General features: G+C 40.9%; 13 protein-coding genes, 3 pseudogenes and 1 other annotated feature. All 16 genes and pseudogenes read left to right on the forward strand.

Going from position 1 to position 14862, the window contains the following annotated elements:
• Positions 1-101: 101 nt before the first annotated feature.
• Positions 102-1573: pseudogene (gene gltX, locus JCM19043_RS08615) on the forward strand (glutamate--tRNA ligase).
• 297 nt (positions 1574-1870) lie between these two features.
• Positions 1871-2524 (forward strand): serine O-acetyltransferase, encoded by a 654-nt coding sequence (gene cysE, locus JCM19043_RS08620; protein WP_062321729.1) that lies wholly within the window; start codon positions 1871-1873, stop codon positions 2522-2524.
• Positions 2521-3942: a cysteine--tRNA ligase gene (gene cysS, locus JCM19043_RS08625; RefSeq protein WP_062321731.1), complete on the forward strand. Its 1422-nt coding sequence runs from the start codon at positions 2521-2523 to the stop codon at positions 3940-3942. The genes cysE and cysS overlap by 4 nt, the downstream gene beginning before the upstream one ends.
• Positions 3943-3960: 18 nt before the next feature.
• Entirely contained in the window at positions 3961-4320 is a 360-nt protein-coding gene (locus JCM19043_RS08630) for a ribonuclease III domain-containing protein (RefSeq protein WP_062321733.1), read from the forward strand.
• Positions 4317-5063 (forward strand): 23S rRNA (guanosine(2251)-2'-O)-methyltransferase RlmB, encoded by a 747-nt coding sequence (gene rlmB, locus JCM19043_RS08635; RefSeq protein WP_062321735.1) that lies wholly within the window; start codon positions 4317-4319, stop codon positions 5061-5063. Before JCM19043_RS08630 ends, rlmB begins: the two co-directional genes overlap by 4 nt.
• Positions 5063-5572, forward strand: a complete 510-nt coding sequence (locus JCM19043_RS08640; protein ID WP_062321737.1) for an NYN domain-containing protein — start codon at positions 5063-5065, stop codon at positions 5570-5572. Before rlmB ends, JCM19043_RS08640 begins: the two co-directional genes overlap by 1 nt.
• Positions 5573-5627: 55 nt before the next feature.
• Positions 5628-6305, forward strand: a complete 678-nt coding sequence (gene sigH / locus JCM19043_RS08645; protein ID WP_255349951.1) for an RNA polymerase sporulation sigma factor SigH — start codon at positions 5628-5630, stop codon at positions 6303-6305.
• A gap of 90 nt (positions 6306-6395) precedes the next feature.
• Positions 6396-6542: a 50S ribosomal protein L33 gene (rpmG, locus tag JCM19043_RS16030; protein ID WP_082394497.1), complete on the forward strand. Its 147-nt coding sequence runs from the start codon at positions 6396-6398 to the stop codon at positions 6540-6542.
• A gap of 45 nt (positions 6543-6587) precedes the next feature.
• Positions 6588-6767, forward strand: coding sequence for a preprotein translocase subunit SecE (gene secE, locus JCM19043_RS08650; RefSeq protein ID WP_177220708.1), 180 nt, complete (start codon positions 6588-6590; stop codon positions 6765-6767).
• Between the two features lie 191 nt (positions 6768-6958).
• A complete protein-coding gene (gene nusG, locus JCM19043_RS08655) occupies positions 6959-7495 on the forward strand; it encodes a transcription termination/antitermination protein NusG (RefSeq protein ID WP_062321738.1) in 537 nt (178 codons plus the stop codon).
• Between the two features lie 164 nt (positions 7496-7659).
• Positions 7660-8085, forward strand: a complete 426-nt coding sequence (gene rplK / locus JCM19043_RS08660) for a 50S ribosomal protein L11 (RefSeq protein ID WP_062321740.1) — start codon at positions 7660-7662, stop codon at positions 8083-8085.
• A 176-nt stretch (positions 8086-8261) separates the two neighbouring features.
• A pseudogene (gene rplA, locus JCM19043_RS08665) lies at positions 8262-8956 on the forward strand (50S ribosomal protein L1).
• Between the two features lie 40 nt (positions 8957-8996).
• Positions 8997-9145: a sequence feature (ribosomal protein L10 leader region), on the forward strand.
• 51 nt (positions 9146-9196) lie between these two features.
• The gene (gene rplJ, locus JCM19043_RS08670; protein WP_062321744.1) at positions 9197-9697 is read left to right on the forward strand and encodes a 50S ribosomal protein L10; all 501 of its coding nucleotides are present in this window, start codon (positions 9197-9199) and stop codon (positions 9695-9697) included.
• 59 nt (positions 9698-9756) lie between these two features.
• Positions 9757-10119, forward strand: a complete 363-nt coding sequence (rplL, locus tag JCM19043_RS08675; RefSeq protein WP_062321746.1) for a 50S ribosomal protein L7/L12 — start codon at positions 9757-9759, stop codon at positions 10117-10119.
• Positions 10120-10246: 127 nt separating this feature from the next.
• Positions 10247-10843 (forward strand): annotated as a pseudogene (locus tag JCM19043_RS08680) (class I SAM-dependent methyltransferase).
• A 467-nt stretch (positions 10844-11310) separates the two neighbouring features.
• Positions 11311-14847, forward strand: coding sequence for a DNA-directed RNA polymerase subunit beta (gene rpoB, locus JCM19043_RS08685; protein WP_062321748.1), 3537 nt, complete (start codon positions 11311-11313; stop codon positions 14845-14847).
• The last annotated feature ends 15 nt before the right edge of the window (positions 14848-14862 follow it).

Consider the following 14862-nt stretch of genomic DNA (forward strand, 5'->3'; position numbering starts at 1 on the left):
ACCTTAAATAAGAGAAATCGCGCATATTTAAGGCAAAGCACGAGAAAAAGTGATAAAATAAATAAAGATATGTGGAAACGATGAAAGGGGAACATACAAAAATGACAAACGACGTGCGTGTACGTTATGCTCCAAGTCCAACGGGGCACTTACACATTGGAAATGCAAGAACGGCACTATTTAATTACTTATTTACGAAAAACCAAGGCGGGAAATTCATTATCCGTACGGAAGATACTGACCAAAAGCGTAATGTAGAGGGCGGAGAAGAAAGTCAGTTAAATTATTTAAAATGGTTAGGTCTTACGTGGGATGAAGGGGCAGATATCGGCGGCGAATACGGTCCTTATCGTCAAATGGAACGGTTAGATCTTTATAATAAATATGTAGAGGACTTACTTGACCGTGGTCTTGCATATAAATGTTATATGACAGAAGAAGAATTAGAAAAAGAACGAGAAGCACAACGCGCCAACGGAGAAGTGCCGAAGTATTCAGGTGCGCACCGAGATTTAACGGATGATCAAATCAAAGCGTTTGAAGCGGAAGGTCGTTCATATAGTATTCGCTTCCGTGTGCCAGAAGAGACAACCTATACCTTTGATGACATGGTACGTGGAGATATTACCTTCCAATCAAGTGACTTTGGTGATTGGGTTATCGTGAAAAAAGATGGCGTACCAACGTATAACTTTGCGGTCGTAATCGATGATCACTTAATGGCCATTTCTCACGTCCTACGCGGCGAAGAACATATTTCTAATACACCGAAACAGATGATGGTTTTTGATGCGTTTGGTTGGGAAGCACCGCGTTACGGTCATATGACTTGATTCTAAATGAAGACCGTAAAAAGTTATCTAAACGTGATCAACATATTTTACAGTTCATCGAACAGTATAAAAACTTAGGCTACTTGCCAGAAGCGATGTTTAATTTTATCGCCTTACTCGGTTGGTCGCCAGTAGGTGAAGAAGAAATCTTCACTCAAGCACAATTTATTGAGATGTTTGATGCGAAACGCTTATCAACATCACCGGCCATTTTTGATCCGGTTAAATTAAAATGGATGAACAATCAATATATTAAGCAACTATCAGAACAAGAGGTTATCGACCTTGCGATGCCACATCTTATTGCCGCAGGTAAATTAACAGAAGATATGACAGCGGATGAAAGAAGCTGGGCGGAGGCAGTTATTTTACTGTATAAAGATCAGTTAAGCTACGGTCAAGAAATTGTCGAACTAACTGAACTGTTCTTCCAAGAAGAAATCAGTCACGGTGAAAAAGAAGAAGAGATTCTTTCGGGTGAGGATGTTTCAATCGTCCTTAGTCATTTCTTAACCGAACTTGTTGCTTTAGAGTCGTTTGAAGCAGCGGAAATTAAAAAAGCAATCAAACATACACAAAAAGCAACCGGTGTAAAAGGAAAAGGCCTCTTTATGCCAATCCGTGTCGCGACAACAGGTCAGATGCATGGACCTGAACTACCACAAGCGATTGCCTTATTAGGGCTAGATGTTGTATCCACACGTTTACGTCAAGTACTACATCAAGATGTAGAAGAATAGACTATCAAAAGAATAAATAAATCGCGTAGATGAGGAATCGAAAAGCAAAGAAAGTAACGACTAGAGAACGTCACCAAGGCTGGAAGTGACGGGTTGCTATTGCTTGACGTTGCCCCTCGGAGTCTTTAGTTGAACATTGGAGTAGGCTAGAGCGGTCAGATTGACCGTTATCAACGAATGAGTTTGGGGTTTAAAACCTAAACAGAGTGGAACCACGCTAAAGGAGCGTCTCTGTGCCTATTTGTCACAGAGACGTTTTTTGTATTACGTTAAAGCAGAAATAGAGGTGATGGATTGATGCGTTTTTTCAAACAATTAAAAGAAGATGTGGATGTGATTTTTGATCAAGATCCAGCCGCCCGGTCTTATGTAGAAGTGATTTTAACGTATGCCGGCCTACACGCAGTTTGGTCACATCGACTTGCCCATATTTTTTACCGGAAGAAGTTTTTCTTTATTGCGCGTGTCATCTCACAAATTAGTCGGTTTTTTACCGGGGTAGAAATTCATCCAGGTGCTAAAATTGGTCGTCGTTTCTTTATTGACCATGGGATGGGTGTTGTGATTGGTGAGACGTGTGAGATTGGTGACAATGTCACGATCTATCAAGGCGTCACATTAGGTGGAACGGGCAAAGAAAAAGGTAAACGCCATCCGACGTTAAAGAACCATGTATTAGTAGCATCTGGTGCGAAAGTGCTTGGGGCAATTACGATTGGTGAAGAGTCTAAAATTGGGGCTGGCTCGGTTGTATTAAAAGATGTGCCAGATTATTCAACCGTTGTTGGTATCCCGGGACATGTCGTGATGCAAAATGGTAAGAAAATCAAACGCGACTTGCAGCATAATAAATTGCCTGACCCAGTAGATGATTGCTTAGAGGAATTAAAAGATGAAGTCCGTCAGTTAAAACAAGAACTACAGGAGTTAAAGGAGAAGAAGAAGCCATGACACTGCGATTATATAATACACTCACGCGTCAAAAAGAAATATTTAACTCGATTGAAACAGATAAAGTAAGCATGTACGTCTGTGGACCAACAGTGTATAACTATATTCATATTGGTAACGCAAGACCCGCGATTGTATTTGATACAGTAAGACGTTATTTAGAGTACCGCGGGTATCGGGTGACCTACGTTTTAAACTTTACCGATGTCGACGATAAAATCATTCGTGCCGCAAAAGAAGAAGGCATGGATTTAAAACAATTAAGTGATCGATACATCGCCGCCTACCAAGAAGATGTGACTCGTTTAGGGGTGAGAGAAGCGACGGTGTATCCACGTGTGACGGAGTCAATGGATGAGATTATTACTTTTATTCAGACGCTGATTGATAAAGGATTTGCTTATGAATCTGAAGGTGATGTGTATTTTAGAGCGCGTAAGTTTGAAGCATATGGAAAGCTTAGCCATCAGTCGCTAGATGATTTACAGAGCGGTGCGCGTGTGGAAGTAGACGAGCGAAAAGAAGATCCGATTGACTTTGCGCTATGGAAGAAGGCAAAGCCGGACGAAGCTTACTGGGAAAGCCCATTTGGACATGGGCGTCCAGGTTGGCATATTGAATGTTCAGCGATGGCAAAAGAGCACTTAGGAGAGACCATTGATATTCATGCGGGTGGACAAGACTTAACGTTTCCGCACCATGAGAATGAAATCGCCCAATCAGAAGCATGTAATGGTCATCCATTTAGCCATTACTGGATGCATAACGGGTATATTAATATTGATAACGAGAAAATGTCGAAATCAATTGGCAATGTCGTGTTAGCGCGCGAGTTGATTGATCAGTATTCGGGTGTGTTGTTACGTTTCTTTATGCTGAGTGTGCATTACCGCAGCCCAATTAATTTTAGTCATGAGCTCATTAAGCAATCAGAACAAGGGCTCAAGCGCATTGAAAATACGGTCAAAAGTTTAATAGAGCGATCAGACACAGGAATAAGTGGAAAAGTATCTGTTGCCAAAGAGATTGACGATTTAACGCGCAAGTTTGAAGCGGCTATGGATGATGACTTTAATACGGCTAACGCCATCGCAGTTATTTTTGATGCGGTTAAAGTGATCAATACGTATTTAGCAAAACAAGTGGTTCTTTCGGCTGATTTAGAAGCTTATGCTGACATGCTGAAACGTTTCTTTGACGTACTAGGGTTAGAGATAGAAGCGGAGGAAGAACTGCTTGATGAAGAGATTGACCAATTGTTAGTTGAGCGGGAAGAAGCACGTAAAAACCGGGATTTCAACCGGGCTGATGAGATTCGTGATCAATTAAAAGCAGAAAATATCATTTTAGAAGATACGGCCAATGGCACACGTTGCGTCGGGGTTAAGCAATGGAAAAAATACATGTTTTACAGATGAAGAGTTTAGCCTTGCTATATGGGGGATGTTGTTTACGAGTACTATGTTCGTGATTATCTCCTCCGTCAAGGCAAAGTAAATGTTAACACGTTGCATAAATCAGCCGTCAGGTTTGTTCAGGCAAAACAACAGGCGAAAGTCTTGCGGTATTGGCTTGACCAATCGTTACTTGACGAAGATGAACAAGGTGTCGTCAGACGAGGGCGTAATGCAAAGTCTGGCTCGGTACCAAAAAATACGGATGTCATGACGTACCGTTATTCGACGGCATTCGAAGCGTTACTCGGTTATCATTACTTTTTAGAGAATCATGACCGATTGATGTGGCTAGTAGAAGCGGCAATCAACTATATAGAAAAAGGAAGTGAAACACCATGAATGATGAATGGATTATCGGAAAGAACCCTGTCACAGAAGCATTAAAAAGTGGCCGGTCGATTAATAAATTATTTATTCAAGATCAATTAAATCCAAAAACAACCCAGCAATTAATGCGTTTAGCTAAAGAAGCGGGTGTGATAGTTAAAAAAGTCCCAAAGAAAAAACTTGATCAACTTGTTGAAGGGCAACACCAAGGAATTGTCGCAAGTGTGGCGGCGTATCGGTATTACGAATTAGACGATTTATTCAAGGTCGCAGAAGAACGAGAGGAAGCCCCGTTCTTTATGATATTAGATGAGATTGAAGACCCGCATAACTTAGGATCAATCTTACGGACGGCTGATGCGTCTGGTTGTCATGGGGTCATTATTCCTAAACGCCGCGCTGTTGGTTTGACTGCAACGGTCGCTAAAACATCAGCGGGTGCGATTGAGTATGTGCCGGTTGTTCGGGTAACAAATATCGCAAAAACGATTGATGAGCTTAAAGAGCGCAACGTTTGGGTTGTTGGTACAGAAGCGGAAGCGGATAAAGACTACCGTGAATTAGAAGGTGATATGCCACTGGCGTTAGTGATTGGTAACGAAGGGAAAGGTATGAGCCGCTTAGTCAGAGAAAAGTGCGATTGGACTATTAAACTAGGGATGACAGGGAAAGTGTCATCGCTGAATGCATCAGTGGCGGCAAGCTTATTGATGTATGAAGTGTTTAGAAAAAGGAATCTATTAGGTGATGCGTAATGGATGTGTTACTGGTTGATGGTTATAACATTATTGGCGACTGGGATGAACTCAGTCGCCTAAGAGATAAAGACCTTGATCAAGCGCGAAAATTGTTGATTGAAAAGATGGCGGAGTATAAAGCGTATCGCGGTTATCGGGTGATTGTTGTGTTTGACGCTTATGAAGTCAAAGGATTAGGTTCGAATGAAGATCGATTCGGGGTCGAAGTGATTTATACGAGAGAAAAAGAAACCGCTGATGAATGTATCGAACGATTAGTCAAATCATTAAAAAATGTTAGGACGAAAGTGTATGTAGCGACATCAGATTATGCTGAACAACGCACCATCTTTCAACAAGGAGCGTACCGTAAAAGTGCGCGTGAGCTGAAGTTAGAAGTGGGACATATTCAACGAGAAATTTTAGAAGATTTGGAAGACTATCAGAATAAACAATCGTCGCGTAATCCTATCATTGATCTCAAGACTTGGGAGACGCTAGAAAAAATGCGCCGAGGCAAAGATTAAACTAGTTGTTGACGCACAGGAAGCGCTTACTGTATAATATTTCTATTATGTGTTTATTGCAGGAGGGAAATCTTTTGAACGAGTTCATGACACGCTTAACGGTCAGCAAGTTGCTTATAAACAAATGGATGACGTAGGTTTAATTGACGCTGTTCAACAAGGTGATTCGACTGCCTTAGACTTTTTAATTCGAAAATATCGTGGTTTTGTCCGTGCAAAAGCAAGCACTTATTTTCTTGTCGGTGCGGATTATGATGATCTCATTCAAGAAGGCATGATAGGTTTATATAAAGCAATTCGTGATTATAAACAGGATAAAGAAGCATCGTTTAAAGCGTTTGCGGAGGTCTGTGTGACGCGGCAAATTATTACGGCAATTAAGTCTGCTACGCGAATGAAACATGGACCACTTAATTCATATGTCTCGTTAGATAAGCCGGTCTTTGATGAAGATTCTGAGCGGACTTTGATTGATGTCATTGCTAATCAACAAGATACCGTTGACCCTGAAGCATTGTTGATTAGTCGTGAGCGCTATCAAGTGGTTGAAGAAAAACTTGGCGCGGTTTTGAGTGAATTAGAGCGAGAAGTATTAATGCTCTATTTAGATGGGCGAAGTTATCAAGAAATCTCTGAGTTGCTTGACCGTCACGTCAAGGCGATTGATAACGCCTTGCAGCGGATTAAGAAAAAATTTGAGCGTCATCTAGAAGATGTTGTTGTCTTATTATGATTGATAATTTACCTTGAGAGCGTTGACACATAAGAATGAAGGTGCTACATTAAGTAAGATAGTAATCTATCTTACTAGAGGGTGAACACGATGAAAAAGAAAATTGTACTCGCTTGTACAGAATGCCTGAGTCGAAATTATCACTCAGATAAACATACACAAGAGGCAGAACGATTAGAACTAAAGAAGTTCTGCAAAAAGTGTAATAAACACACCGTACATCGTGAAACGAAGTAACGAGCTGTACGAAGATCAATTCAACCGAGTTTGGAGGAACCATTAGTGAAAATTGTATCATTTTTTAAAGATGTTTCACGCGAAATGAAAAAGGTATCTTGGCCGAGACGTAAAGAATTAACGAATTCCACCATTACAGTTGTGGCAACTGTTACTTTTATCGCACTATTCTTTGTCGTTGTTGATTTAGGTATTACCCAAATTTTAAATCTATTTTTTGAGTAGAAGATGATCTTTTATGTTATACTAGTAATGTCGTTAAGAAAGATGTATGTTGACCTGTCAAAAACCCGTCCACTTTATGCGGGTTTTTTAAATTGGGGAAAAATAAACTTGGCAAGTGACATCAACTGTGATGTAGCTATGTTTAAGATAAAACAAAGAATAAGTCAGACACTAAAAAGGAGGGAAAAAAGATGGAGAAACAGTGGTATGTTGTTCATACGTATTCAGGGTATGAAAATAAAGTTAAGACAAACTTAGAAAAACGTTTAGCATCGATGGGCATGGAGGATAAGATTTTCCGTATTCTCGTACCTGAAGATGAAGAAACAGAAGTCAAAGATGGTAAGAAAAAAGTCGCGATGAAAAAAGTCTTCCCTGGCTATGTCTTAGCTGAAATGATCATGACGGATGATTCTTGGTATGTGGTTAGAAACACACCAGGTGTGACAGGGTTTGTTGGTTCAACGGGTTCAGGCTCAAAGCCGACACCATTACTACCTGAAGAAGCAGAAACGATTCTAAAACGCATGGGTATGAAAGAAACAGTCATTGAGATTGATTTTAATATTGGTGATCAAGTGACTGTGACCGATGGTTCATTTGAAGGTCGTGAAGCGGTTGTGCAAGAACTTGATATGGATCATCAGAAGGCGAAAGTGCTTGTCGACCTCTTTGGTCGTGAAACGCCGGTTGAGTTAGATTTCAAACAAATCAAACATATGGATTAAGATTTTTATTTATTTTTATTCACTCGACCCTTGCATTATTTTGATGAGCATGATAAAATTCTAATGTTCTTATATGCCTCGAGTATAAGGTTAGATAGAATATGAAATTGAGTGGGAGGGGTCAAACCCTGTGACCACATCACGGACTTAAGGAGGTGTGTCTCGTGGCTAAAAAAGTAATCAAAGTAGTAAAACTTCAAATTCCAGCGGGCAAAGCAAACCCAGCACCACCAGTTGGACCAGCATTAGGTCAAGCAGGTGTTAACATCATGGGATTCTGTAAAGAATTCAACGCTCGTACGCAAGAGCAAGCTGGATTGATTATTCCGGTAGAAATTACGGTATTTGAAGACCGTTCATTTACATTCATCACAAAAACTCCGCCGGCTGCTGTATTGCTTAAGAAAGCAGCGGGTATCGAAACTGCATCAGGTGAACCAAACCGCAACAAAGTTGCAACGTTGAAGCGCGATCAAGTAAAAGAAATCGCTGAAACAAAAATGCCTGATTTAAACGCAGCAGATGTTGAAGCAGCTATGCGTATGGTTGAAGGTACTGCACGTAGTATGGGTATCGTTATCGAAGACTAATATACGTGTAATGATTTGTGAAGAAGGTTGCGTTTATGGCGTTAGTCATTTCGCAACCTTTTTGTAGGCAGATAAGCTAGGGGCATAGTCAACTAGTGCTTACGCATGTTGCGTAAGGTCCGCTTTTTTAAGTGGGAGGTTTAACCGTTAAAACCACATTCAAGGAGGAAATGAAAATGGCTAAAAAATCAAAAAAGCAACAAGCGGCTTTGGAATTAGTGGATCGTACAAAATTGTATGATGTAGAAGAAGCGCTTAAATTAGTTAAAGAAAATGCAACAGCTAACTTCGACGAAACAGTTGAAGCGGCATTCCGCTTAGGTGTCGATCCTAAGAAAGCTGACCAACAAATCCGTAGTGCGATGGTACTTCCGCACGGAACTGGTAAAACACAAACTGTTTTAGTATTTGCTAAAGGTGACAAAGCGAAAGAAGCTGAAGCAGCTGGTGCAGATTACGTAGGTGAACAAGATCTTATCAACAAAATTAACCAAGGATGGTTTGACTTCGACGTGATCGTAGCAACACCTGACATGATGGCTGAAGTTGGTAAACTTGGTCGTGTATTAGGACCTAAAGGTCTTATGCCAAACCCTAAAACAGGTACAGTAACATTTGATGTTGAAAAAGCTGTTAACGAAATTAAAGCAGGTAAAGTTGAATACCGTGTGGATCGTCAATCAAACGTACACGTACCAATTGGTAAAGCGTCATTTGATTTAGAGAAACTTGTTGAAAACTTTAACGCACTTGCTAACACAATTGTTAAAGCTAAGCCACAATCTTCAAAAGGTATCTACATGAAGAACGTGTCTGTAACATCAACGATGGGCCTGGTGTTAAAATCGACCCATCAAACTTTGCAAAATAATACTTGACTTTTATTAATTGTTTCGTTACAATCAATAAGGTTAAAATAATACGTTATACCGTAGACAGCAGGGGCTTGTAAGCTTAATTAGCCTGCCGAGGTGTTGAATAAAGAGAACGGTGTTCTCTTATCTATTCACGCAATTTCCCCTCACGTCTACTTTCGGCGTGAGGTTTTTTATTGATTTCAATAAAAGAACGCGGATCGGTATGATGTTTAATTCTGGTAGGAGGTGGAACAATGTCAAAAGTTATCGAGAAAAAGAAACAGGTTGTTTCTGAAATCGCAACAAAACTTCGTGAAAGTGAATCAACAATCTTAGTTGATTACCGTGGTCTTGATGTAGCGGAAGTTACTGAACTACGTAAACAACTACGTGAAGCTGGCGTGGAATTCAAAGTGTACAAAAACACAATGTCTCGTCGTGCAGCTGAAGAAGCTGAACTTTCAGAATTAAATGAAGTGCTAGTAGGACCTACTGCGATCGCCTTCAGTAATGAAGATGTCGTAGCGCCAGCCAAAGTATTAAACAACTTTGCGAAAACTCATGAAGCATTGGAGATCAAAGGTGGCGTCATTCAAGGTAATGTTGCATCTGTTGATCAGATCAAAGAACTTGCAGACTTACCAAGTTACGAAGGTCTACTTTCAATGGTACTCAGCGTACTACAAGCGCCAATGCGCAACTTCGCTTACGCAGCAAAAGCTGTTGCCGAGCAAAAAGAAGAACAAGGTGCTTAATAGCGTCGTAGCCTAATAAGGGCTTAAAAAACTCAAAAAAATTCTAGGAGGAAACAAACATGTCTCACGAACAAATTATCGAAGCAATCAAAGAAATGACTGTTCTTGAATTAAACGATTTAGTTAAAGCAATTGAAGAAGAATTTGGTGTAACTGCAGCTGCTCCAGTAGCGGTAGCAGGTGCTGCAGGTGGCGAAGCTGCTGAAGAAAAAACTGAATTTGACGTAGTATTAGAAAGCGCTGGCGCTTCTAAGATTAAAGTTGTTAAAGCAGTACGTGAAATCACTGGTCTTGGTCTTAAAGACGCTAAAGACTTAGTAGATAACGCTCCTGGCGCTATCAAAGAAGGCGTTGCTAAAGAAGAAGCTGAAGAAATGAAAGCTAAACTTGAAGAAGCAGGCGCATCTGTAGAATTAAAATAGTCTGTTGACTATCTGAAGTAATAAGGGCTCGTCTTTATAGGCGGGCTTTTATTTTTCGTTTAAATCATCCATCCATCCTCCAAGTGTTACTACAACTAAAGTTAACCACAAAAAAGTAGGTGATCACGTGTCAGAACAATACTTTACACATAATCCTCAAATAAAAAGTGACCCAAAAACATGGGCATTCATGCTTAAAGGTCACCGGTTTACGTTTACAAGTGATACAGGTGTTTTTCGAAAATGAAGTGGATTTTGGTTCGAGAACTTTAATTGATGCTTTCGAGGCGCCGGAAATTGAAGGGGATTATCTTGATTTAGGATGTGGCTATGGGCCGATAGGGTTGAGTTTGGCTAAAGCTGATCGAACAAGGGTCTGTCATTTAGTTGATGTGAACGAACGTGCGATTGCTTTAGCGAAAGAAAATGCCCGAGTGAATCAAGTTGATAATGTAAACATTTATTCGAGCGATCGTTTTGAAAATGTGAATCAAGCCTTTGCGGCCATTTTGACTAATCCGCCCATTCGAGCAGGAAAACAAACGGTGCATCTTATGTTAGAAGAAAGTTTTGATCATTTGTTGCCTGGTGGCGCGCTGTGGTTGTCATTCAAAAGAAACAAGGCGCACCGTCAGCAATGAAAAAGCTTGAAGAATTCTCTCAAGATGTTCAGGTCGTGCTAAAGAATAAAGGTTATTATATTCTCCGAGCAGTAAAAAAATGATAAATAGGCCCAAAAAAATTGACTATCGGTTCCTATTGTGATAATATAGAAAAATGCCAATAGCACGTTTTTCATGTTTAGTTAATCGTTTTGAACATGAATGGACGTGTATGATGTATATGTAGCGTAGATATGGAGTTAAAGAGAGGACAAGGATTAACCATCATTGATGAAAGTAGTCAAGAACTAATCCTTATTTTTATATGCTCAGAAATCTACTAGTTGTATCGTCGCTAAACAGCGGTTGTTGATTTGCGACTTTAGTCGTCAGCAAGCGATGTTTACTATAAATATTTAACGGGTAGGCGTTCTGGTTTTTTCCGAACGTATTATCTGACTTAAATTATACCGATTTCATTCTATAAGTCAATAGTTGACAGTTAGATGAGTTTGCGGTATAGGGCTTAACAAAATTTTTCTTGATTAAGCTTTTTTGTTTTTTATTCTTGATTTGAGGGGTGAAGCAGTTGACAGGTCAACTAGTTCAGTATGGACGACACCGCCAGCGCAGAAGCTACGCACGAATTCATGAGGTACTTGAATTACCGAATCTAATTGAGATTCAAACAGCTTCTTACCAATGGTTCTTAGACGAAGGTTTACGAGAAATGTTTAAAGATATTTCTCCAATCGAAGATTTCCAAGGGAATCTATCACTTGAGTTTGTCGATTACAATTTGGGTGAACCAAAGTATTCTGTCGATGAATCAAAAGAGCGCGATGTGACGTATAATGCGCCACTTCGGGTAAAAGTCCGATTATTAAATAACGAGACAGGTGAAGTAAAAGAGCAAGAAGTCTTTATGGGTGATTTCCCACTCATGACAGATACCGGTACATTTATTGTTAACGGTGCGGAGCGTGTTATCGTTTCTCAGCTTGTTCGTTCACCAAGTGTATACTACCACGATAAAATTGATAAGAATGGTAAACGTGGTTACGGTGCAACGGTTATTCCTAACCGCGGGGCATGGCTTGAGTTTGAAACAGACGCCAAAGACGTTGTACATGTTCGTATCGATCGTACACGTAAATTACCAATTACTGTTCTATTACGGGCATTAGGCTTCGGCACAGATCAAGACATCATTGATTTAATCGGAGATAATGAATATTTACGTAATACATTAGAAAAAGATAACACAGAGACAACAGAAAAAGCCTTGCTTGAAATCTATGAGCGTCTTCGCCCAGGTGAACCGCCAACAGTAGAGAATGCGAAAAGTTTGCTTGTATCACGCTTCTTCGATCCAAAACGCTATGACTTAGCGCATGTCGGTCGTTATAAGATGAACAAGAAACTACACATTAAAAACCGTCTCTTTAACCAGACATTAGCCGAAACAATTGCGGACCCTGAAACAGGCGAAATCATCGCTGAAAAAGGTGCGACAATTGATCGTCGTTTACTCAATAAATTGTTACCATTACTTGAGCGTGAAGAAGACCGCTTAGGTGATATGTATGTCACACCAGAAGAAGGCGTCATTGATCAGGATGTGCGCTTGCAACAAATTAAGATTGTTGACCCAACCGACCCAGAAGGAGAGCGTACGTTAAACGTCATCGGTAATGCGATTGTACCAGACGACGTGAAACATATTGCACCAGCAGATATTCTAGCGGCGATTAACTACTTCTTTAATATCTTGCATACCGTCGGTTCAACAGATGATATTGACCACTTAGGTAACCGTCGTCTGCGTAATGTTGGGGAGCTCTTACAAAACCAATTCCGTATCGGTTTATCACGGATGGAACGTGTAGTACGTGAAAGAATGTCAATCCAAGATACATCTGCGATTACACCGCAACAATTGATCAATATCCGTCCGGTTATTGCCTCAATTAAAGAGTTCTTTGGTAGCTCGCAGTTATCACAGTTCATGGATCAAACGAATCCACTAGCTGAATTAACGCATAAGCGTCGTTTGTCTGCCTTAGGGCCTGGTGGTTTAACGAGAGAACGTGCCGGTTTTGAAGTGCGTGACGTTCACTACTCTCACTACGGGCGTATGTGTCCAATTGAAACGCCAGAGGGACCAAACATCGGCTTGATTAACTCGTTGTCATCATTTGCGAAAGTAAACAAGTTTGGCTTTATTGAAACACCTTACCGCCGTGTTGATACGGAAACAGGTAAAGTAACCGAAGAATATGATTATTTAACCGCTGATGAAGAAGATAACTACGTTGTTGCTCAGGCGAATGCGCGCCTCGGTGAAGATGGAAGTTTCTTAGATGAAGAAGTTATTTCTCGTTTCCGCGGTGAAAACAAGAGTGTTGTACGTGAAAAAATTGATTACATGGACGTGTCACCTAAGCAGGTTGTATCTGCGGCGACAGCATGTATTCCGTTCTTAGAAAACGATGACTCGAACCGTGCGCTTATGGGTGCGAACATGCAGCGTCAGGCTGTTCCACTTATTCAACCACGCTCACCTATTGTTGGTACAGGTATGGAATACGTATCTGGTAAAGACTCAGGTGCTGCTGTTGTTGCGCGTTACGAGGGAATCGTTGAACGCGTCGAAGCAAAAGAAGTACGTGTCAGACGTATTTCAGTCGTCGATGGACAAGAAGTTAAAGGTGATGTTGATCGCTATAAATTACAAAAATTCATTCGTTCTAATCAAGGAACGTGTTATAACCAACGTCCAATCGTTAGTGTTGGTGACCGCGTCACAAAAGGTGAAATCCTAGCGGATGGTCCTTCAATGGAAGACGGAGAATTAGCTCTAGGTCAAAACGTCCTCGTTGCGTTTATGACTTGGGATGGTTACAACTACGAGGATGCGATCATTATGAGTGAGCGCCTTGTAAAAGACGACGTCTATACGTCAATTCATATTGAAGAATATGAATCAGAAGCACGTGATACGAAGCTTGGACCTGAAGAAATCACACGTGATATTCCTAACGTTGGTGAAGATGCCTTACGTGACTTAGATGAACGCGGGATTATCCGGGTTGGGGCTGAAGTAGAAGACGGCGACTTGCTTGTTGGTAAAGTAACACCTAAAGGTGTGACGGAACTTTCAGCAGAGGAACGCCTTCTCCATGCCATTTTCGGTGAAAAAGCACGTGAAGTCCGTGATACATCACTACGTGTTCCGCACGGTGCTGGCGGTATTGTCCTTGATGTGAAAATCTTTAACCGTGAAGATGGCGATGAGTTACCACCAGGTGTGAACCAGTTGGTGCGTGTCTACATCGTTCAAAAGCGTAAGATTCACGAAGGTGATAAGATGGCGGGGCGTCACGGTAACAAAGGTGTTATCTCACGTATCTTGCCAGAAGAAGATATGCCTTACTTACCAGACGGTACACCAGTTGATATCATGCTTAACCCACTAGGGGTACCATCACGTATGAATATCGGACAAGTATTAGAGTTACACCTGGGTATGGCTGCACGTCAACTCGGTATTCATGTAGCAACGCCAGTATTTGATGGGGCAACAGAGGAAGATGTCTGGGAGACGATCGAAGAAGCTGGTATGTCACGTGATGCGAAAACCATTCTTTATGATGGACGTTCAGGTGAAGCTTTTGATAACCGTGTATCTGTTGGGGTTATGTATATGATCAAACTCGCGCACATGGTTGATGATAAACTTCACGCCCGTTCAACCGGTCCATATTCACTTGTTACTCAACAGCCACTTGGTGGTAAAGCGCAGTTCGGTGGACAGCGTTTTGGTGAGATGGAGGTATGGGCACTTGAAGCATATGGTGCTGCTTACACATTGCAAGAGATTTTAACAGTAAAATCCGATGATGTTGTTGGTCGTGTGAAAACATACGAAGCAATCGTTAAGGGCGAAAACATTCCTGAACCAGGTATCCCTGAATCATTCAAAGTATTGATCAAAGAGTTACAGAGTTTAGGTATGGATGTGAAGATGTTGTCAGCAGACGAACAAGAAATCGAACTGCGTGACATTGAAGATGAGGACGATACCTCACAAGAACAATTTAATTTAGAACTTGAAGAAAAGTAAGGTCGTTTAGATACT

It is taken from the genome of Halolactibacillus sp. JCM 19043 (assembly GCF_001310395.1).
GTDB classification, from domain to species: domain Bacteria; phylum Bacillota; class Bacilli; order Bacillales; family Amphibacillaceae; genus Halolactibacillus; species Halolactibacillus miurensis.